Raw genomic sequence first — 20,118 nt, forward strand, 5'->3', positions numbered from 1 at the left:
TTTATGAAAAAGACTTTATTGGCGACAGCCTTGCTGGCTTCTTTGATGGCGACTTCCGCCCAGGCAGCAACAGTCGTAGGCTTTAAGGTAGGCGCCGATTACTGGAAAGGAGATGCCAGCGGTACTTTCGCCGAGAAAGGCCAGCCGCAGCAGGAGTTCAACTATGACTCTTCCGCCCAGTACAGCCTTTGGTTCAGCGTTGAGCACCCTGTGCCACTGCTGCCCAACCTGAAGATCCGCGAAAACCGCCTGAAAGAAGATGGCGCTATGAGCAATGCCAACTTCAACTTCAATGGCCACACCTTCAGCGGTGATGTGTATGCTACGGCCGACCTGAGCAACACAGACTTTATCCTCTATTATGAATTACTGGACAATGACCTGGTTGCTCTCGATGTAGGTGGTGCCTACAAGTTGATGGATGGTTCTTTCCGGGTGGCTGACAAGGGGCATCCTGAAGAGCGTGATATCGACAGCGGTGTGGTTATGGGTTATGCCAATGCTGAAGTTGGTCTGCCATTCTTCGGCCTGTACGCCTTTGCCGATGTGTTAGCCGGTATCAATGAGTCCAGTGTTTATGACTACCAAGTAGGTCTGGGCTGGGAGTTTGATGGTGTGGCGCTGGATACCCGGGTGCGTGCCGGCTATCGCGACTTTAAATTTGACGTAAACGGTTTCAATGGCATGAGCAGCAATATGCAGTTTGACGGCTTCTTTGCCGGTGTGGAACTGGTGTTCTAATTCCGTTATCCGTTGATAAGTCCCAATAAAAAACCGCCAGCTGGCGGTTTTTTATTGGTTAAGCTCCAGCTTATTGCTGTGCAGGAGTTGTCAGGCCGTTGTTGATGGAGATGACATCATCTTCATTCAGAGTACCTGTGGCCTGCTTCAGTGCCAATATCGACTTGATATAGCCGTATCGGGCGTTGGACAGCTGGCGTTTGGAATCATACAGATCCCGGGTACGGTTCAGCACGTCAACTATGGTACGGGTACCCACTTCAAAACCGGCTTGAGTGGCTTTCAATGCACTCTCGGAAGAGAGCACTGACTGCTCATAGGCCTTGATGGAGCTGATAGAAGCGCCAACGTTGTTGAAGTTGTTGCGAACATTTTTGACTACCTGGCGGTAGGTCTGCTCCAATCTCTGGCTGGCTTCAACATAGGCATATTGCGCTTGTTTCACCTGAGAGCTGACTTTGAAACCTTCAAAGATAGGCACGCTCAGGTTAACGCCTACGGTACCGTTATCGAAGTCAGGTTGATTCTGACTGCCGATTTCTTGCTCCAGGCCCTTGGTATAACCGGCATTCAGGCTCAGAGACGGCATATGGCCGGCTTTATAGAGGCTGATGGTTTCCTGGGCGATATCTTTACCGATACGCTGGGTCAGCAGATCGACACTGTTGGTCTCGGCCATTTTAAGCCAATCGTTTGGCATGGCTGGAGTTGGGCTGGCCGCAGAGAAACGGTCTGTATCCAGAATGTCGATGCTCTTGTGATCTATGCCGGTGATTTCACGCAGGGCTTCATAGCTGTTGATCAACTCGTTCTCGGCCAGGATTTCGGCTGCGGTCGCCAGGTCATACTGAGCCTGTGCTTCATGGACATCGGTAATGGCTGTTAGACCAACAGCAAAGCGCTGTTTGGTTTGCTCCAACTGCCGCTCAATGGCACGCTTCTCGGCGCCTTTGAACTCGTAATTATCCTTGGCGGCCAACACGTCAAAGTAAGCGGTTGTTACCCGGGTGATCAGTGTTTGCAGAGCTGAAGCATAGACGGCGTCGGCCTGTGATGCGGCTTTCTCCGCCAGGCTTAAACCGACCCAGGCAGAATGATTATAGATGACCTGGTTAAGCTTGATTGCACCTGTCAGGCCACTGGTGTCATCAGAAGGATCGTTCCAGGCTTTGTCATAACCAACATTGGCACTGATAGTCGGCAGCAGAGGCGCACGACTTTCTTCAATTTTTTCATACAACTGGTCTCTTTGGGCCTTGGCCTGGAGCACCACTGGATCATTGGTTAATGCCTGCTGATATATCTGAAGTAAATCGTCGGCTTGAACGGCCGGGGCAGAAACTGCGAGCGTTAACGCCGCGCATAAAGTGCGGATCTTGAATTTCATTGGCTGTCCTTATAGACAAACACCCTGTGACGGGCGGTTTCAACTTCGTTAGACTGTTAATGCCTTTGATAAAGGCGGTTTGCGCTTCCCGACGCTTCCCGATACAGCAAAACTTAATGGTTTTGATACTAAAAAATCAACCGTTTTCAAGTCAATTCGGAAGTGTAACAGATTTTATTGGTAAATGGTGCCGGGTGGGTTGAAATTGCATCTTTTATAGCTAAAGCGGAGTGAAAATGGCAGTAGAAAAATTCACCAAAGAGGATGTTCAGGTGCTGGGGCAGCGCACGCTATACCGTGGCTTTTTCCGGATGGAGGAATATCGTTTCCGTCATCGGCTGTTTGCCGGGGGCTGGAGTGAGGAAGTGAGTCGCGAGGTATTTGAGCGGGGTCACGCCGTAGTGGTTTTGCCCTACGATCCGCAAGAAGACAAAGTGGTGCTGATAGAGCAGGTGCGATTCCCTGCATTGGAAACCAGTGAATCCCCTTGGCTGCTGGAGTTGGTGGCGGGTATGATTGCCCCCGGCGAAGTGGCCGAGGATGTCGCCAAACGGGAACTTTTGGAAGAAACCGGACTCAACTCCAGTGCAATTTCGGCCGTAAGCAGCTATCTTTCCAGCCCCGGAGGTTGTAGTGAGCGTTTCTACTTCTATTGGGCTGAGGTAGATTCATCCAAAGCAAACGGGCTGCACGGCTTGGCCGAAGAGCATGAAGATATTCGGCTGCATGTGCTTTCCCGCGTTGATGCTTATGCCAAAGTGCTCAGTGGCGAAATCGACAACGCTTCAACCGTACTCGGGCTGCAATGGTTGCAGCTCAATTATCAAGATTTACTGCAGGCCGATGAACAAGAGAGATAGTGACAAGAAATACCAGCCGGATGTCAGCCGCTTTTTAGCTTTGTGTGGTCGCAACTACGGTCATATTCAACGCTGGTTGCCGGAGCAAGGTGAAGTGGGTGAAAGCTGGCAGGTAGAAGGTGATTTCGGTTGCCTGGATGTCGAGCTGCTGGAGAATACCCGCTATACCCAGCTGGTGAGTATTTCCCGTCATGTGGGGAAGGGCGGATTGGTGCCTGTCCCCAAAGTTACCGTGCGGATTTATCATGATGCTAAATTAGCAGAAGTGTTAAGCAGCCGACAGATTTACCAATTGCGGCCGGTGTATGATTATCCGAACTTACGCATGTATCACCGCGATGAAAAGTACCAGGTAAACGCCTTCCTGGAGGAGTTATTGAAAATAGACTGTCAGGCGCGCCTCGTTTGTCAGTCCTGAGATTGGGTAATCAAAGTGCTGAAAGAGGCAATCACATACGGTATTCCTGAGGACAAGAGTGTTCGTTTGGTGCAGATCACAGATCCTCACCTGTTTGCCGAACCTGAAGGACAGCTTCTTGGCGTCAATACCGCCAACAGTCTCAACGCCGTTATCAATACTATCCAGGCCGTCAAGTATCCCGCCGACATGCTGCTGGCCAGTGGTGACATCAGTCAGGATTATTCCGGTGAGTCTTACCGCAACTTTGTTGAAGCCATCAAACCGCTGAATTTGCCTTGCCATTATTTGCCTGGCAACCATGATGACCCCAGGATCATGTATCTGCATATGCAGGGTGAGCGTGTCTATGGCCACAGGCGGGTGTTGGCCGGGAATTGGCAGATTATCTTGCTCGACTCCACAGTGCGGGGAAAACCGGGTGGTCATATGGCCGAAAGCGAACTTGAGATCATCCGCAGTGCCATAGCCGCCGAACCTGACAAGCACGTGCTGTTGGTGATGCACCATAACCCAGTATTGGTGGACTGCACCTGGTTGGATCAACATTGCATGGACAACGGCGCCCAGTTCCTCAAAGAAATGGGGCGTTACCCTCAGATAAAGGGGATGCTCTGGGGTCATGTTCATCAGCAATTGGATACTGAATATCAGGGGGAAGGTCACAAGCTTTCTTTGATGGCGACACCATCGACTTGTATTCAATTCAAACCCTTGTCTTCCTACTTTGCGCTGGATGCACTGCAGCCAGGCTACCGTTTGCTGGAGCTCAAGCCCGATGGTAGCATGCTCACCAATGTTTATCGGATCCCGGGCGAGCGTTTCGCACCGGATGCTGAGGCCAGCGGCTACTGAGTTTGCTTTGGAGCAGTGGCCCCTTGTGAGGAACTATGCTGCTCTATATTCACGGTTTCAACAGTTCTCCCTTGTCTGACAAGGCTGTGCTTACCCGTACCTATATTGAACAACACTTTCCCGGTGTGCGACTGGAGCAGCCACAACTACCCACTTCGCCCAAGGCGGCGATGGAGTTGCTGATTCAGTTGACTGAAGCGGCCAAGGCCAGGGGCGAGCCACTGGCGTTTATCGGTTCATCCCTCGGCGGGTATTTTGCTTCTTGGTTGGTAGAGCAATATGGCGGCAAGGCGGTACTTATTAACCCGGCGGTGCGCCCCTTTGAGCTCTTTGGTGATTATTTGGGGGCACAGTACAACCCCTATACCGATGAGCACTACCAATTATTGCCGCAACATCAACTACAGCTGATTGAATTTGATACGCCGGTCATTCTCAATCCGGATCGTTTTTTTGTATTATTACAGACTGCCGATGAGGTACTGGATTATCGCCAGGCTCTGGGCAAATATCACTGCTGTGAGATGCTGCTGGAAAGCGGTGGAAACCATAGTTTTGTGGGTTACGGCGACAAGCTGGGCTCAATCTGCCGTTTTTTACACTTATCTTGACAATCAGATCCTCGCGGCCCACCATGGCCTGAACATAAAAGACAGTGTGCGCTATGACCAATCAATACACCTCCGATGCCATTGAAGTACTGAACGGACTGGATCCGGTAAAACGTCGTCCCGGCATGTATACCGATACCACTCGGCCCAACCATATGGGTCAGGAAGTCATAGATAACAGTGTCGATGAGGCCTTGGCCGGGTTTGCAACTCGAATCGATGTGGTGTTGCATACAGACAACTCCCTTGAAGTCACTGACGATGGCCGTGGTATGCCGGTGGATATTCACCCGGAGGAGGGGATCCCCGGGGTCGAACTTATCCTGACCAAGCTGCATGCCGGTGGTAAGTTTTCCAACAAAAATTATCAATTTTCCGGTGGTTTGCACGGGGTAGGGATCTCTGTGGTCAACGCCCTATCTCGAAGAGTTGAAATCACGGTTCGCCGTGATGCCAAAGTCTATGAAATGGCTTTCGAGCATGGCGATAAGGTTGAGAGTCTCAGGGAAACTGGTACTTGTGGGCGCCGAAATACCGGCACCCGGGTACAGTTTTGGCCGGATCCCAGCTATTTTGACTCACCGAACTTTTCGGTTACCAAGTTGACTTATCTGCTGCGGGCCAAGGCGGTACTTTGCCCCGGGCTCAGAATTCGTTTCGCCAACAAACAAAACGGTGAGGTCCATGAATGGTTTTATGAAGAGGGCCTGACCGACTATCTGAAAGACTCCCTTAAAGAGGCTCCGGCTCTGCCACAAGAGCCTTTTGTCGGCAGTATTAAAACCAATCTGGAAGCCGCCGACTGGGCCATTACCTGGTTGCCTGAGGGCGGCGACAGTATCAGCGAAAGTTATGTTAACCTAATCCCAACGCCGCTTGGTGGTACCCATGTGAACGGTTTCCGTCAGGGACTGCTCGAGTCGATGCGTGAGTTCTGTGAGTTTCGCAACTTGATCCCAAGGGGGATTAAGCTCAGTCCGGAAGATATCTGGGACAAGGCCAGTTTTATTCTGTCGGTGAAGATGCAAGATCCGCAATTTGCCGGCCAGACCAAGGAGAAACTCTCCAGCCGCCAGTGTTCGGCATTTGTGTCGGGTGTGGTGCGTGATGCCTTCAGCCTCTGGCTCAACAGCAACACAGATCAGGCCGAACTGCTGGCCGAGATGTGCATCAATAACGCCCAGAAGCGTCTCAGGGCGGCGAAGAAAGTTGCTCGCAAGAAGGTCACTTCCGGCCCGGCGCTGCCCGGCAAACTGACCGACTGTACCGGTCAGGACCCGGCGCGTTCCGAATTATTTCTGGTGGAAGGGGACTCGGCCGGTGGCAGTGCCAAACAGGCCAGAGACAGAGAATTTCAGGCGATCATGCCGCTTCGGGGTAAGATCCTCAACACCTGGGAAGTGGAAGCGAGCCAGGTGTTGGCCTCCCAGGAAGTGCACGATATTTCAGTGGCCATAGGCTGCGATCCCGACAGCGACGATATTTCCGAACTCAGATACGGCAAGATCTGTATTCTCGCCGATGCCGACTCGGATGGTTTGCACATAGCAACCTTGCTGTGCGCGCTGTTTCTAAAGCACTATCGCACCTTGGTTGAAAAGGGGCATGTGTATATCGCCATGCCGCCACTGTTCCGTATCGATATCGGCAAAGAAGTGTTTTACGCTTTGGATGAGCCTGAAAAGCAAGGCATTCTGGACAGGATTGCCGCAGACAACAAGAAAGGTAAAGTGCAGGTCACCCGCTTTAAAGGTCTGGGTGAGATGAATCCACTGCAACTGAGGGAAACGACCATGGATCCCAACACCCGTAGATTGGTGCAACTGACCATAGACGATGTCGATGAGACTGTGGCATTGATGGACATGTTGCTGGCCAAGAAGCGCTCAGGTGATCGCAAGTCGTGGCTGGAAACCAAGGGAGACCTTGCTCAGCTGTAATCGCCCTTGATGTGCCAATAACTATAAAACTTAAAGGCAAGGATATGATGAACCTGAATAACAGAGTCGGTATCGCGACCGGCGGAGGCTTGCTCCTGCTGGGAGCGGCGTTGCTGAGTGCGGCGGCCAATGCATCTCAGTCGATGATCATTACCGTGACCAAAGGCTTTGGTGTTTCTCTCTATGCCACAGATGTTGGCGATGCCAAGCAGATGGCAGTAGGAGATGAAGGTACCCTGTTTGTTGGTTCTCACAAGAGCGGCACGATTCACGCTTTGGTCGACAGTAACAGTGATGGCCGGGTCGATAAGCGTTACCTGATAGCCAAGGGCCTGGATTACCCGGAGGCGCTGGCCTTCCATAAGGGCGATCTCTATGTCGCTTTGGAAGACAGAGTCGTGGTGTACCAGGATATAGAGCCCAGGCTCAGACGTCCTCCGCGGGCACGGGAAGTGTATGATCAACTTCCGGGCAACGGCAGAAAGAGTGCCAGAGCCATGCGCTTTGGTCCGGATGGCAGGCTCTATATTGCTATCAGCGCTCCCTGCAATGTGTGTGAGCCCAGCGCTCCTTTTGGCAGCATCATTGCCGTGGATGTGAACTCCGGCAGTAGTCAGCAGATAGCGCTCGGAATACGTAATGTCATAGGTTTTGACTGGTCGCCACTGGATAGCCGTCTTTGGTTTGCCGATATGAGCCGCGACTGGATGGGGGATAATCTGCCACCGGATGAAATCAACCGGGTCGATGTTGCCGGGGCGCATTATGGTTTCCCTTATGTGCATGGCAAAGATGTGCAGGAACCTGCCTATGAAGAGCCCAAGAGCCTGAATATTACCAAGCCAGTCTATGAACTGCCGGCGCATGTGTCTCCTATGGGGATGCTGTTTTATCGGGGAAGCCAGTTTCCCGCCGAATATCACAACCAGATTTTATTGGCAGAGAACGGCTCCTGGAACCGTTCCAGTAAGGTGGGATACCAGATAGTGGTGTTGGAAACTGATGGCCGCAAGGTGAGCAATCGCCGCACCCTGGTGAGTTTTCTCGATGGTGAGTTTCCGGTGGCCAGGCCCCATTCACTGGCGATGGCCCCGGATGGCGCCGTCTATATTTCGGATGATCTGAAGGGAAACATCTACCGCCTGTACTACAAAGACACTGGTGCAGAAGATGCTGAATCTGAGTCGGACTATGCGCCGAAACCTGAACAGGAAAATGAATAATGAGTGATGCGATAGCCTTGAGCCTGGATGGCGTGGAGCAGATGCCGCTCAGGCGCTTCACTGAAGAGGCATATCTCAACTATTCCATGTATGTGATCATGGATCGGGCCTTGCCTCATATTGGCGATGGCCTCAAGCCGGTGCAACGGCGAATTGTTTACGCCATGAGCGAGCTGGGATTATCGGCGGCGGCCAAATACAAGAAGTCGGCCCGTACCGTGGGTGACGTGCTGGGTAAGTATCACCCGCACGGTGACAGCGCCTGTTACGAAGCCATGGTACTGATGGCGCAGCCCTTTACCTATCGCTATCCCTTGGTGGATGGTCAGGGTAACTGGGGGGCTCCGGACGATCCCAAGTCGTTTGCGGCCATGCGTTATACCGAAGCCAGGCTATCCAAGTTTTCCGAGGTACTGCTCAGCGAGCTAGGTCAAGGAACAGTGGACTGGGGAGTCAACTTCGATGGCACCCTGAAAGAGCCCTTGGTGCTGCCGGCCAGACTGCCGCATATTTTGCTCAACGGTATTACCGGTATCGCAGTGGGTATGGCCACGGATATTCCGCCCCATAATGCCCGCGAGTTGGCCAGCGCCTGTATCGAGCTGCTGGATAATCCCAAGGCCGATTTGCCGCGGCTGATGGAATTCGTGCCCGGGCCTGATTATCCGACAGCTGCCGAGATCATTACCCCGCGCGCCGAAATCGCCAAGGTCTATGAATCGGGCCGCGGCTCAATCAAGGCCCGTGCGGTTTACACAGTGGAAAACGGTGAAGTGGTGATAACGGCTTTGCCGCACCAGGCCAGCTCCAGCAAGATCCTCGAGCAGTTGGCGGCGCAGATGCAGGCCAAGAAGCTGCCCATGGTGACAGACTTGCGCGATGAATCGGACCATGAAAGTCCGGTGCGCTTGGTGATAGTGCCGAGATCCAACCGGGTCGATATCGAACAGATGATGGCGCACCTGTTTGCCACTACAGATCTGGAGAAGAGTTACAGGGTCAACCTCAATGTGCTCGGCCTCGATGGCAGGCCTCAGGTCAAGGGGCTCAAGCAACTCTTGAGTGAGTGGCTGGAGTTTCGAATTCATACTGTGCGCCGCCGTCTGGAATTCCGTCTGGATAAAGTCCTGGCCAGGTTGCATATTCTTGAAGCCTTGATGATCGCCTTCCTCAATATCGATGAAGTGATAGAGATCATCCGCTTTCACGATGAACCCAAGGCCGAACTGATGCGCCGCTTTGGGCTGACAGACAAGCAAGCCGAAGCGATTCTGGAGCTCAAGCTGCGCCATCTGGCCAAGCTGGAAGAGATGAAGATCCGTGGTGAGCAGGATGAGCTCGAAGCCGAGCGGGAAAAGCTGCAACTGCTGCTCAGTTCGGAACGCCGCTTGAAGACCTTGATCAAGAAAGAACTGCAGGCAGATGCGGAAACCTATGGTGATGACCGCCGCTCGCCACTGGTGGTGAGAAGCGAATCCAGAGCGTTGTCGGAGCAGGAGTTGGTGCCAACCGAGCCCGTGACTGTGGTGTTGTCTGAAAAGGGTTGGGTGCGCTGTGCCAAGGGCCATGATATAGACGCCGCCGGGTTGTCCTACAAGGCTGGTGACAGTTTCCTCTGCGCCGCGGCCGGCCGCAGCAATCAGCAATCTGTGTTTATTGACAGCGCCGGGCGCGCCTTCGCCACGGATACCCATACTCTGCCTTCGGCCCGTAGCCAAGGGGAACCTATTACCACCAGATTCAATCTGGCCCCAGGGGAGAGCATGGAGCACGTATTGCTCGGGGATGATGATAACTGCTTCCTGCTGGCGAGTGATGCCGGTTACGGCTTTATCTGCGCCTTTAAGGACATGGTGTCGCGCAACAAGGCGGGTAAGGCTTTGCTGACGCTGCCGGCCAATGCCAAGGCTTTAACGCCACGTAAACTGGACAAGTCCAGACCCAGTTCGATTCTGGCCATTACCAATGAAGGGCGGATGCTGATGTTCTCCATGGAGGCGCTGCCGCAGTTGGCCAAGGGCAAGGGCAATAAGATTATCGGCATCCCATCGGAGCGGGCGAAAAACCGTGAAGAGTTGGTGACTCACCTTTACCTGGTGCCGGAAGGCGCCAATGTCACCCTCTGGGCCGGTAAGCGTAAGCTGACACTAAAGAGCAGCGATCTGGAGCATTATCGTGGTGAGCGTGGCCGTCGTGGCGCCAAGCTGCCAAGAGGGCTGCAAAGGGTCGACAGTGTCGAAGTCAGTGTGGAGGAGCCGGCGCTGTAGCCCGGCCCAAAAGTAGTCCGGCTCAAAAGTAATCCGGCCCAAAAATCACAAAAGCCGCATCATGATGCGGCTTTTGTTTTTTACCTGATATATCAGGCGACTTCGTAATAATTGGGCTCAAGATCCAGCTGGTTTTGGATGATTTGCGTCGCCATCCGTACACACTTACCGCATTGATCACCCACCCCGAGGCGTTTTTTCACCTCGCTGAGGCTAACATCTCCCTGGCTGACTGCCTGCTTTATCTGGGTATCCGTAATTGCATGACACAGACAAACGTACATTTATCGGGCTCCGGTTACTGCTGGTAAGTGGACGTTATTTTTCAATACGCAATTCTAAATGAAAACTGTTATCAATACTAATAACGCTTGGATATATTTTAGAGTAGATCACCCTTGAGTTGGTTATTAGGGATGGTGCGAACAAGTCTCATGTGTGCTCTGCGTCGGCTTACGGGCTTGGATCCAAGGCGTGGTTCTTGCAAATGACTCTAGTCCTTTGCAAGAACTTCCTTAGGTCTTTAGTTAGCAAATAGCACCGCGCCCGGAGGAGTGGGCGCGCTAGAGGAAGGATTAGTAACCGCGGTCGAAGTACACCAGATTCTCCAGTGATTCGGCATTGAGATAGTGGTGATAGTTGCGGGCGAAGATATCGACCACCTGAGACGGGAAGCTGGGCGCCGAAATATGGGGAGTGATTACCGCATTGGGGCAATCCCAGATGGGGTGCAGCGGTGACAGCGGCTCCTGGGCAAACACATCCAACACGGCTTTGAGCCGGTTTCTGCGGCCGAGTTCGACCACCAGGGCATCGAGATCTAGGGCGTCGCCGCGGCCTATATTGAACAGTATCGCGCTGTCTTTGAGTTGTGCCAGCTTCTCTTGGCTCAGCAAGCCTCGGCTCTCCTGAGTGCTCGGCAGAGTGTTGACGACCACATCGGCCTGGGGCAAAAGCTCATCGAGCTGGGCCGGGCTGATGATGCAATCAAAGCCCGCGACGGCCCTTTGGCTGCGGTTCATGCCCCAGACCTGCATTTTGAAGTGCTTGGCGCTGGTGGCCAGGTGCTCGCCGATGGAACCCGTGCCCAGGATCAGCATCTTCATCCCCTGCAGGGTGGCCAGGGGACCTGGGTGCCAGTATTTCTCCTGTTGCTGGTGATGATACAGCGTATGTTGGCGAACTTCGGCGAGCAGATAACCAAACACATATTCACTCATCAAGGGGCCGAAGATACCCTTCACATTGGTCAGCAGGTAGTCTTTCCTAGTTTTAGCGCCAAGCAGTTTATCGACACCGGCGAAAGTTGATTGTAGCCAACTGAGACTCTTGCCGTGACTCAGCAGCGGTTGGGCCAGAGCCGGTTCAGCCAGCCAGATATCGGCACTGGCGATATTGGCCGGGTCATCGCCCAGGATAGTAAGGCCAGGAAGTGATTTTTCTGACAACAACTGTCGATATTCAGCATTTTCCCGGGTGAGTAACAGCAGCTTGTATGCCATAGTATCAGTCCTTGTTGTTTTCGTTATTTTTATGGATTTTATATTTTAATGGATTCAGTTACGCAACTGCTGACCCAGCTGGGCAGTCAGCTCTATCCCTGGCTCAATGAGATAGCTACCGCCATGGTTGCCTGCGTCATTTTGGTGTTCGGTGCCGACTTCAACCGTTTTCTGCGCCGTAAGCTCGGGGCACGCAACTTTGTACTGCGCACGCTGATCTTTATTTTGGTCAACGCCTTTGGTTACGGCATGCTGATAGTGGCTCTTAGCCCCTGGCTCGCCAGGCAGTTGGCGCACCTACCGGCGCTGTGGACTTTACTCTTGGTCAGCGCCACTTTTATCTTTGTCGGCGGCTGGGCCCAGCGCAATAACCAGAGTTGAACACGCTAATCAGAGAGCATTCAAACGAATGATCATTCACTCAAACCAGTGGCGGTAGTCAGTTTGTGACTCCTGAGTCAATGCGGCGGCGGCTTTGTCTGGATAGTTGGCAAAAATACCATCTACCCCCAGCGCTGCCAGCGCCCTGATATCATCGGCATCATCTACGGTATAGACATACACTTTGGCGCCGCGCTGATGAGCATCGGCTACCAGTTCACGGTTGATAAAGCTGATATCCAGATGCAGTGACCAGGCTTTGAGCTCACTGACCACGGCGGCTTGGTTGAGCGCTATCCCCTCGAGCAGTGGCGCTACCGGTACGTCGGGCAACTGCTGTTTTACCTGTTTGAGCCAGAGATGATTGAATGAAGACACCAGCAGCTGCTCTGGCTGGTAGCCGAGTTGCAGTAGCTGCGGGTATTGCTGGATGAAAGGCTCGACGCAACCCACTCCCTTGAGCTCTATGTTGACCGTCATGCGCCCCTCGATAAGCTCAAGTACCTGGCGCAGGGTAGGGATAGGTTCTCCCTCGACCCTAAGCTGCCGTAGATAGCTGCTGCTTTGCTGCGCGAGCAGCCCTTTGCCGTTGCTCTTGGGGCTCAGGCGGCGGTCATGAAACACCCAGAGCTCACCATCGGCATGATGTACATCCAGCTCAACTGCCTCACATCCAAGCTCTAGTGCCAGCGCCATCGCCTTAAGGGTGTTTTCCGGCGCATAACCACTGGCGCCACGGTGCGCGAAAATCAACATCTGCGATTAACCTCTGATAATACCGCTGGTGTCTTTGTTGTGCGTGTTGCTGATATGCACTTCGAGCTGAGGATAAGCCAGCTCCAGCTGGTTCTCCTTGAGCTTCTTGCTGATCCGCTTGTGCAGATCGTGGCGCAGCGGCCAGCGGGAAGACATATCTTTGGCATAAGCCCTGACTTCATAGTCCTGAGTGTGCTTGCCGAAACCGGCAAACCAGACTTCCGGCTCAGGGGTTTCCAGCGCGTTTTCACACTCTTTCACTGCTTGGTAGAGCGCGGCCTCCACCCGGGCTGGATCTGAATCCCTGGCGACCGAAACATAGATGATCACCCGGGTAATGGGATCTGACAGCGACCAGTTAATTAACTGCTCTGTGATAAAGGCCTTGTTGGGGATGATAATTTCTTTTCTGTCCCAATCTATGATGGTGGTCGCGCGGATTTTGATCTTGGAAACCGTGCCTGTGAGCTCGCGAATAGTGACGGTATCGCCGATACGCACCGGCTTTTCAAACAGTATGATAAGGCCCGAGATAAAGTTGGCGAAAATCTCCTGCAGACCAAAACCCAGACCCAGAGTCAGCGCTGCAATCAACCATTGCAGCTTGGACCACTCCATCCCCAGGGTGGCGAAGCCGATGACGATACCGATAAAGACCACCAGGTAACGGGTCACTGTGGTGATGGCAAAGCCGGTTCCCGGGGAGAGATCCAGTTTTTGCAGTATCGTCAGCTCCAACAAGCCGGGCAGGTTGGTGGCTATCATCATGGAAAAACCGACCACAATGGCACCAAATACCAGTGATTTCATGGTGATAGGCAGTGGCTGCTCGACTCCGCCTACCCCGGTAGTTGTTGTCGTCCAAAGAGTAATGCCATCGAGGAAGCTGAATAGGGCGGTGTGGGTTTGGGTCCACAGGCCGACCAAACAGGCAAGAAACGCCAGCAGCAGCAGGGATCTCACCAACCCCAGTGATTGGCTGGACATGGTTTCCAAATCGACTACCGGCTCTTCATAGGTGTCCTGATGATCGTTGTTGCTTGATGAGGTATCACCTTTTTCCCGCTGCGCCAGACGCTCGGCCCGGCGGGCCTTGGCGCGATCGAAGGCGATGCGGCGCCTTTCAATCAACATCCAGCGTTTCAGCAACTGGTACAGCAACAGAAAGCCGAGTCCCAGCAGTAAAGAAAGCTGCAGCTGCAGCAGCATCTGGAAGGCGGTGAAGTAGTAGCCTCTGAATGCCAACACGGCACTCAGGGGGGGCACCAGCAACAGCAGTAGCCACAATAGCTTTTGCAGCAGACGCTTATTCTTGTCGTCCAGATGGCTTTCACGATAGCGACGGGACAGAGTCAGTACGTCTCGATAGAGCATAAACAGCATGATACAGAACAGAATAAAGGCGCCACGGCCTATGCTGTTGCGCACCAGAGAAGAGTCGAGAATTTCGGTAAAGCCCATGACGCCCACCAAGGGCATGGTCATGATAACAAAGCGGCGAAAACGCTGCTGGCCCTCGCGGATCACCTCTTGTGGCCGTTTGAAATGGCCTATAAGCAGGCCTTTGTCCAGTGCCAGCAGATAGATGAAGCGATAGAGCTGATACAGGCTGCCTATAGCCAGCACGCCCATACCTATGGCTTGAATGAGGTTACTGTCGGACTGCAGCATAATCAAGCCAGCAGCCACTATGGGAAAGGGTTTGAACAAGCTGTAACCGGCGCTGATTAGCAGCGCTTGGATGGTGTAGATGAACTTATCCTGGGTCACCTTGCCGACCGGCGCCTCACATTCGCGCATCATGGTCTTGAATCTGGGGGTGAGAATATCCTGTGCTACCAGACACAACACCGCCAGGATGATCCACCAGGACCAGTATGGACTCAGTTCGGTCAGCCCCTGCTTTATTTCCGGTAGGTCGGTTTGTTGCCAGAGCCAGAGACTGGAGCGTTGCAGATCCGTCAACCACAGCTTGCTGATGCTGTAGGCATTGGGTACCCAGAACAGGTGTTCATTGAGGGTGGATTTGAGCCGCTGATAACTGTCGGTGAGCAGCTCATACTTGCTCTTGAGCTTGGCCAGTTCACTGAGATAAGTGTCATAGCCTTTCAATAGTTGATTCAGCAAAGCCTGTTGTGATTCAAGCAGCCGCAACTGAGATTCATTGCTGTAGGCCTGGGTCGTTAGCAGTTGCTCATTGGCGGCAAACTGCTGCTCAATCTGATAGCGATTGAGTCTGGCATCGGCTATCTGGGTCTGCAGGTGCTCTTGGTTGGGGGGCTTTGGCAGTGACTGCAGTATTTGCAAAAAGCGCTCACCGAAAACCGGGTTCATCTTGACCCAGCTTATTTGCTCCTTGATGTTGTCCAGTTGCTTGCTGTGGGACTGATCCTGCTTCTCTGCCTGTTCCTGTAGGGCTATGGTCTGCGCGGTTTGCTCAGTCAATTGCTGCAATTGCTGGCCATATCTCTGGTTGGCCAGACTCAGCTCTGTGGTCAGGCGATCGCGGCCATTAGCTTCGGCATTGAGGGTTTCGGCCAGTGTGGCATTGACCTGCTGCTGCCTGGCATCGGTAATGGCGCGGTTAAGCTGTTCGATAAGCAGCTCTTGTTGCTGCAACTGCTTGCGTACCAGTTGCAGTTGTAACTGATGCAGTTCGCGCTTTTGTTGGCTGATTGCCAGTTCGCTTTCCAGCGTGGTGAGCTGTTGCTCCAGCAATAACAGCTGCGCCTGTTGCAGCGCTTTGGCGGCATTGTCAGTGGCCACTGCCTGGGCCTTTTGCTGTTGCAGCAGCGCCTGTCTGATTTTGACTATTTCAGCAGGTAATTCGCTGTGGCGTTTGAGCATGGCGCTGTTGGCCTGGCTTAGGCTGGTTTCACTCTCTTTCAGTTCGGAAAGGCGCAGGTAGGCCATGGAGGCCTGCTGATCCAGATCCTGATGGCGTTCGGGCTTAAGTGGTGCGGCGGCTTCCTGCAGCAGATCATAAAGATGTTGGCGCCGGCTTTCGAAATTAAGTTGCAGTTCCTGATAACTGCGGTTGGTGTCGGCAAGCTGCTGAATGCTCTTTTCCAGCTGCGCCAGTTGTTGCTCCTGCGACAGGGTTTCAGTGTTTTGTTGGTTAAGACCCAGACGTTTATCCAACCCCAGTGGCGAGTTGGCTTGGGCGGAGGCGATAAAAAGACAAAACAGCAGAAGGCAGGCTCGAACCATAGTTAAATTCAAAGAGTTAAATTCAAAGAGTTAATCGACAGCTCATCTTAGCTAAGTTAAGCGGGTTTTGATATGTCAGCCAAGGTTCTTTTTCGGGGCTTGTGATTTGTGACTCTGTGATGTTTCAAACAAGGCGGTAGCTACCACCAGAGTGCCACCGATAGCGGTTGTTAGCATCAGCGATTCATCCAGTAGCAACCAGGCGAGCATGGCGCCATAGAAGGGTTGTAAGCAGGAGACTAAACCGACAGTTTTGGCGCTCAAGTATCTGAGTGCCGAAGTAAACAAGGCATGGGGCGCCGCGGTAAAGACGACTCCCAAAAGCAGCAGCAATCCCCAGGTTTGGTTGCTGATGTCTCCGGCATCAAGACTGTGCCAGGGGGCCAACACCAGCACGGCCACCGCAGTTTGGTAAAACATCGCCTGCTGGCCGCTGTAGGCGGTGAAGTAGCGTTTGTGCAACAGGTTGCGGGCGGTGAACAAGATGGCGGAAATAATCCCAACCAGGATCCCAAGGGTAACGTCGTTGCCCAATGACGGCTCGGGGATCAGCAGAATCACCCCCAGCAGTACTGCCAAACCGCTGACAAGATCTCTGAGGTGCAAGCGACTGCCGGTAAACCAGGGTTCGACCAGCACTGTCATCACGGGATAGGTGAAAAAGGCTATCATGCCGATGGCGACAGAGGAGAGTTGCATCGCCGCAAAGTAGGTCACCCAATGGAGGCTGACAATCACCCCAAGTAACAGGGCAATAAGGTAATCTTTGCCGCGCAGCAAGCGCAGGCGCTGACGGCTGAGTTTAACCAGCAGCGCCAGAACGATGGCGGCGATAACGCAGCGCAGCAGAGTGATATTGAGGGCGCTCAAGGGAATAAGCCGGGAGAACAGGGCGGTCCCCCCGAACAGGAGTACCGCCAGATGCAGTTCTGTCAGGCCTGTACGTGCTTGCCCCTTGGCAGACAAGTTCAGTCCTCTATTTTGGCAAAAGGTGCACCCATACGGGTTACGGCACCTGGCTCAACACCATCGGCAAATTCATCCAGGGCGTCCTTGGCAAACAGCATGACTACAGTGCTGCCCAATTTGAAGCGGCCCATCTCGGCACCTTTCTCCAATGTGATGGCATCCGGCCCTGTGGTGGGGTATTCCCAGGTAAACACGCGTTTGCCTGTCGGCGGCGTGACAGTACCGGCCCAAACGGTTTCTATGCTGGCCACTATGGTTGCGCCGACCAATACCATGGCCAGGGGGCCAATCTCGGTTTCGAATATGGCGACCACTCGCTCGTTACGGGCAAACAGTCCAGGTACATTGCGGGCGGTCAACGGGTTAACCGAGAAGAGTTCGCCGGGCACATAAGTCATTTTCGACAGCGTGCCTTTGATGGGCATATGGATTCTGTGATAGTCCTTGGGCGCCAAATAAATGGTAGCAAAGTCACCATCTTCGAAGCGTTCGGCGTCTTTGGCTTGATTCCCCAGCAGGGTCAGAGCCGAATAGTGGTGGCCTTTGGCCTGAAAAATACGGCCGTCTTCAATGGGACCACACTGACTCACGGCGCCATCGACCGGGTGCACTATATATTCTGAGTCCTGATACAGAGGGCGTGCGCCGTCTTTAAGGGCGCGGGTGAAAAAAGCGTTGAAGCTCTTGTAAGCTTCAGGCTCGCTTTGGGCCGCTTCTGACATATCTATCTTGTACTGTTTGATAAACCAGCGAATAGCCCAGGTGGTCAGCTTGCCGGCTTCGGCCGCTGCCAGTTTCCCGACCAGGCGGGACAACAGGTGTTTGGGCAGCATGTACTGCAGTGCAATCTTCACTTTATCCAATTTTTGCTTCCTTCAAATGGGCTTTGCCAGCTTAAATGTCGTCCATGCCGGCGCGGAAGTGGCGGGCGTGACGCTGTTCATCCAGACTGGAGATAATTCTGTGATAATTGTTGAATCTGTCTTCGGCAATTTTGCCTTCCTCTACCGCTTTACGCAATGCACAGCCGGGATCGTCCAGATGTTTGCAGTCGCGGAATTTACAGCCGCCGAGAAAATCCCGGAACTCCACGAAGCACCAGCCGACACGGTCGGCAGGTAAGTGCCAGAGGGCAAATTCGCGAACCCCGGGTGAGTCAATCAGATCGCCGCCGCTGGGCAGGTGAAGCAGTTTGGCCGTGGTGGTGGTGTGCTGACCTAGGCCTGAGTTTTCCGAGACTTCTCCGGTTTGTAACTGCGCCTGTGGTAGCAGGGCATTGATAAGAGATGATTTACCTACCCCGGATTGCCCGGCGAATACACTGGTTTTGCCTTGCAACAGGGTTTTCAGTTGCTCTATCCCTTCAGCGGTTTTACTGCTGACTTTATAGACCGGGTAGCCAATGGCGCGGTACCGGGCAAGGGCGGTTTCCACTTCAATGGCCTGAGTCTCGTCCAGCAAGTCGACCTTGTTGAGAATGATCACCGGCGGGATTTCTGTGTCTTCAGCCGCCACCAGATAGCGGTCAATAATCTGGGTGGTAAAGCTGGGCAGCACAGATGAAACTATAAAAATTTGATCTATATTGGCGGCAATGACTTTAACGCCATCATAGAGGTCGGGCCGAGTCAGTGACGAGCTACGCGGGTGGACGGCTTCAACCACACCGGCGACGGTAGTTTGCGGATCGGTCGCCAGACGTACCACCACTTTATCGCCGGTAACCAAGCTGCCTATGGTGCGGCGAAGATTACAACGAACCAGTTGGCCATCATGGGTTTCAATATCGGCATGCTGGCCGAAACGGGAAATAACCGTGGCCTCCAGCTCGGGGCCGAGTGAGCTATCTTGTATTTCAGGAGCAGCCTCAGCAGCGTTTTTCCCACGTTGCAGACGCTTCTGATGATTGGCTTTCATACGGCGCAGTTGGCCATGGCTCAATGGTTTCTTTTTACTCACAGGCAGCTCTTCGCGGTATAAGGTGATTTTGTGTCTTGGCAAAAAGCAGTATGATACACGCTCTTAAATAAAAAAGCCTGAATTTAGGCGAACTGGAACGGTGGGCTGAGCTATGGTTGCGGATGCAAATAACCTGATTTGGATCGATCTCGAGATGTCCGGGCTGGAGCCTGAAACCGATAGGGTATTGGAAATAGCCACCTTGGTTACAGACAAAGAGCTTAACATTATCGGCGAAGGGCCTGTGATAGCAATTCATCAGAGTGACGAAGTGTTGGCTGCCATGGATGATTGGAATCAACAGCATCACGGCGCTTCCGGACTAATTGAGCGGGTAAAGGCCTCCAAACACACAGAGGCTGACGCCATAGCCGAGACCATAGCTTTTTTGAGCCAGTACGTGCCTAAAGGTGTGTCTCCCATGTGTGGCAACAGTGTTGGCCAGGACAGACGCTTTCTGAACAAGTATATGCGTGAGCTGGAAGATTACTTCCACTACCGCAATATCGATGTCAGTACGGTTAAGGAACTGACCAAGCGTTGGCAGCCGGAAATCATGAAGGATTTCAAAAAGCAAAATACTCACCAAGCGTTGATGGATATTCAAGAGTCGATCGCCGAGCTGAAGTTCTATCGTGAGCGAGTATTTAAAATTTGAGCGATCGGACGATAAATCTGTTTCAGGGGGTTGCAGCAGATGGAAATTTCCATATAATGCGGCCTCACCTTTCCGCTGGCGGTAACCAGTGTGAATAGGTAAAGTGGTAAGAGTTTACAGTTTGATGCGACATTAGCTCAGTTGATAAAACAGAAGGTCGGTACCTTTGTTGATTGTCAATTTAGATGATGAAGCTGATAAGTGATGCGACATTAGCTCAGTTGGTAGAGCGGTACCTTGCCAAGGTACAGGTCATCGGTTCGAACCCGATATGTCGCTCCAAATTCCAGACACCCACTGTCTTTAAATGTGGATGCATTATTGCAATGCGACATTAGCTCAGTTGGTAGAGCGGTACCTTGCCAAGGTACAGGTCATCGG

General features: G+C 52.9%; 18 protein-coding genes and 1 tRNA gene. 11 read left to right on the forward strand and 8 right to left on the reverse strand.

The genetic code is table 11. The features are described 5' to 3' along the window. Positions 1-3 precede the first annotated feature (3 nt). A complete protein-coding gene (locus CX651_RS06615) occupies positions 4-741 on the forward strand; it encodes a TIGR04219 family outer membrane beta-barrel protein (protein WP_101054935.1) in 738 nt (245 codons plus the stop codon). 70 nt (positions 742-811) lie between these two features. Here CX651_RS06615 and tolC read toward each other — a convergent pair whose 3' ends face one another. Beyond that, on the reverse strand, positions 812-2,128 hold the full coding sequence (gene tolC, locus CX651_RS06620; protein WP_101054937.1) for an outer membrane channel protein TolC: 1,317 nt from the start codon (positions 2,126-2,128) through the stop codon (positions 812-814). 236 nt (positions 2,129-2,364) lie between these two features. Here tolC and nudF point away from each other — a divergent pair, with 236 nt between their 5' ends. The 7 genes from nudF to parC are packed head-to-tail and all read left to right on the forward strand — an operon-like array spanning position 2,365 to position 10,302. Next, positions 2,365-2,988, forward strand: coding sequence for an ADP-ribose diphosphatase (nudF, locus tag CX651_RS06625; RefSeq protein ID WP_101054939.1), 624 nt, complete (start codon positions 2,365-2,367; stop codon positions 2,986-2,988). Then, positions 2,972-3,406, forward strand: coding sequence for a DUF1249 domain-containing protein (locus CX651_RS06630; RefSeq protein WP_101054941.1), 435 nt, complete (start codon positions 2,972-2,974; stop codon positions 3,404-3,406). Before nudF ends, CX651_RS06630 begins: the two co-directional genes overlap by 17 nt. A gap of 15 nt (positions 3,407-3,421) precedes the next feature. Continuing rightward, positions 3,422-4,261, forward strand: a complete 840-nt coding sequence (gene cpdA / locus CX651_RS06635; protein WP_101054943.1) for a 3',5'-cyclic-AMP phosphodiesterase — start codon at positions 3,422-3,424, stop codon at positions 4,259-4,261. Between the two features lie 35 nt (positions 4,262-4,296). Beyond that, entirely contained in the window at positions 4,297-4,872 is a 576-nt protein-coding gene (locus tag CX651_RS06640) for a YqiA/YcfP family alpha/beta fold hydrolase (protein WP_101054945.1), read from the forward strand. A gap of 53 nt (positions 4,873-4,925) precedes the next feature. Next, entirely contained in the window at positions 4,926-6,812 is a 1,887-nt protein-coding gene (gene parE, locus CX651_RS06645) for a DNA topoisomerase IV subunit B (RefSeq protein WP_101054947.1), read from the forward strand. A 47-nt stretch (positions 6,813-6,859) separates the two neighbouring features. Then, positions 6,860-8,035: a PQQ-dependent sugar dehydrogenase gene (locus tag CX651_RS06650; RefSeq protein WP_101054969.1), complete on the forward strand. Its 1,176-nt coding sequence runs from the start codon at positions 6,860-6,862 to the stop codon at positions 8,033-8,035. Continuing rightward, on the forward strand, positions 8,035-10,302 hold the full coding sequence (gene parC / locus CX651_RS06655; protein WP_101054949.1) for a DNA topoisomerase IV subunit A: 2,268 nt from the start codon (positions 8,035-8,037) through the stop codon (positions 10,300-10,302). Before CX651_RS06650 ends, parC begins: the two co-directional genes overlap by 1 nt. Positions 10,303-10,394: 92 nt before the next feature. Here parC and CX651_RS06660 read toward each other — a convergent pair whose 3' ends face one another. Beyond that, on the reverse strand, positions 10,395-10,586 hold the full coding sequence (locus tag CX651_RS06660) for a bacterioferritin-associated ferredoxin (protein ID WP_025009364.1): 192 nt from the start codon (positions 10,584-10,586) through the stop codon (positions 10,395-10,397). Positions 10,587-10,877: 291 nt separating this feature from the next. Further along, positions 10,878-11,804, reverse strand: coding sequence for a D-2-hydroxyacid dehydrogenase (locus tag CX651_RS06665; protein ID WP_101054951.1), 927 nt, complete (start codon positions 11,802-11,804; stop codon positions 10,878-10,880). Positions 11,805-11,852: 48 nt separating this feature from the next. Between CX651_RS06665 and CX651_RS06670 the strand changes: the two genes are divergently transcribed. After that, positions 11,853-12,185 (forward strand): DUF3392 domain-containing protein, encoded by a 333-nt coding sequence (locus CX651_RS06670; protein WP_100143104.1) that lies wholly within the window; start codon positions 11,853-11,855, stop codon positions 12,183-12,185. Positions 12,186-12,221: 36 nt separating this feature from the next. Here CX651_RS06670 and CX651_RS06675 read toward each other — a convergent pair whose 3' ends face one another. The 5 genes from CX651_RS06675 to rsgA all read right to left on the reverse strand — a co-directional run bounded on the left by CX651_RS06675 (position 12,222) and on the right by rsgA (position 19,079). Then, a complete protein-coding gene (locus CX651_RS06675; RefSeq protein WP_101054953.1) occupies positions 12,222-12,941 on the reverse strand; it encodes a glycerophosphodiester phosphodiesterase in 720 nt (239 codons plus the stop codon). A gap of 6 nt (positions 12,942-12,947) precedes the next feature. After that, positions 12,948-16,151 carry a mechanosensitive ion channel domain-containing protein gene (locus CX651_RS06680; protein WP_101054955.1) on the reverse strand — a complete coding sequence of 1,068 codons (3,204 nt, stop codon included), beginning with the start codon at positions 16,149-16,151 and terminating at the stop codon, positions 12,948-12,950. Positions 16,152-16,226: 75 nt separating this feature from the next. After that, a complete protein-coding gene (locus CX651_RS06685; RefSeq protein WP_373296806.1) occupies positions 16,227-17,117 on the reverse strand; it encodes a DMT family transporter in 891 nt (296 codons plus the stop codon). Positions 17,118-17,119: 2 nt separating this feature from the next. Next, complete coding sequence (gene asd, locus CX651_RS06690) at positions 17,120-17,983, reverse strand: archaetidylserine decarboxylase (RefSeq protein ID WP_101054959.1); 864 nt, start codon at positions 17,981-17,983, stop codon at positions 17,120-17,122. A gap of 31 nt (positions 17,984-18,014) precedes the next feature. Then, positions 18,015-19,079, reverse strand: coding sequence for a small ribosomal subunit biogenesis GTPase RsgA (gene rsgA, locus CX651_RS06695; RefSeq protein ID WP_101054961.1), 1,065 nt, complete (start codon positions 19,077-19,079; stop codon positions 18,015-18,017). A gap of 112 nt (positions 19,080-19,191) precedes the next feature. On the opposite strand from rsgA, the gene orn reads away from it, so the two are divergent. After that, entirely contained in the window at positions 19,192-19,737 is a 546-nt protein-coding gene (gene orn, locus CX651_RS06700) for an oligoribonuclease (RefSeq protein ID WP_025009371.1), read from the forward strand. A 206-nt stretch (positions 19,738-19,943) separates the two neighbouring features. After that, positions 19,944-20,019, forward strand: a tRNA-Gly gene (locus CX651_RS06705). Positions 20,020-20,118 lie beyond the last annotated feature (99 nt).

The sequence above is a fragment of the Shewanella chilikensis genome (genome assembly GCF_002836945.1).
In the GTDB taxonomy this organism is placed as follows: domain Bacteria; phylum Pseudomonadota; class Gammaproteobacteria; order Enterobacterales; family Shewanellaceae; genus Shewanella; species Shewanella chilikensis.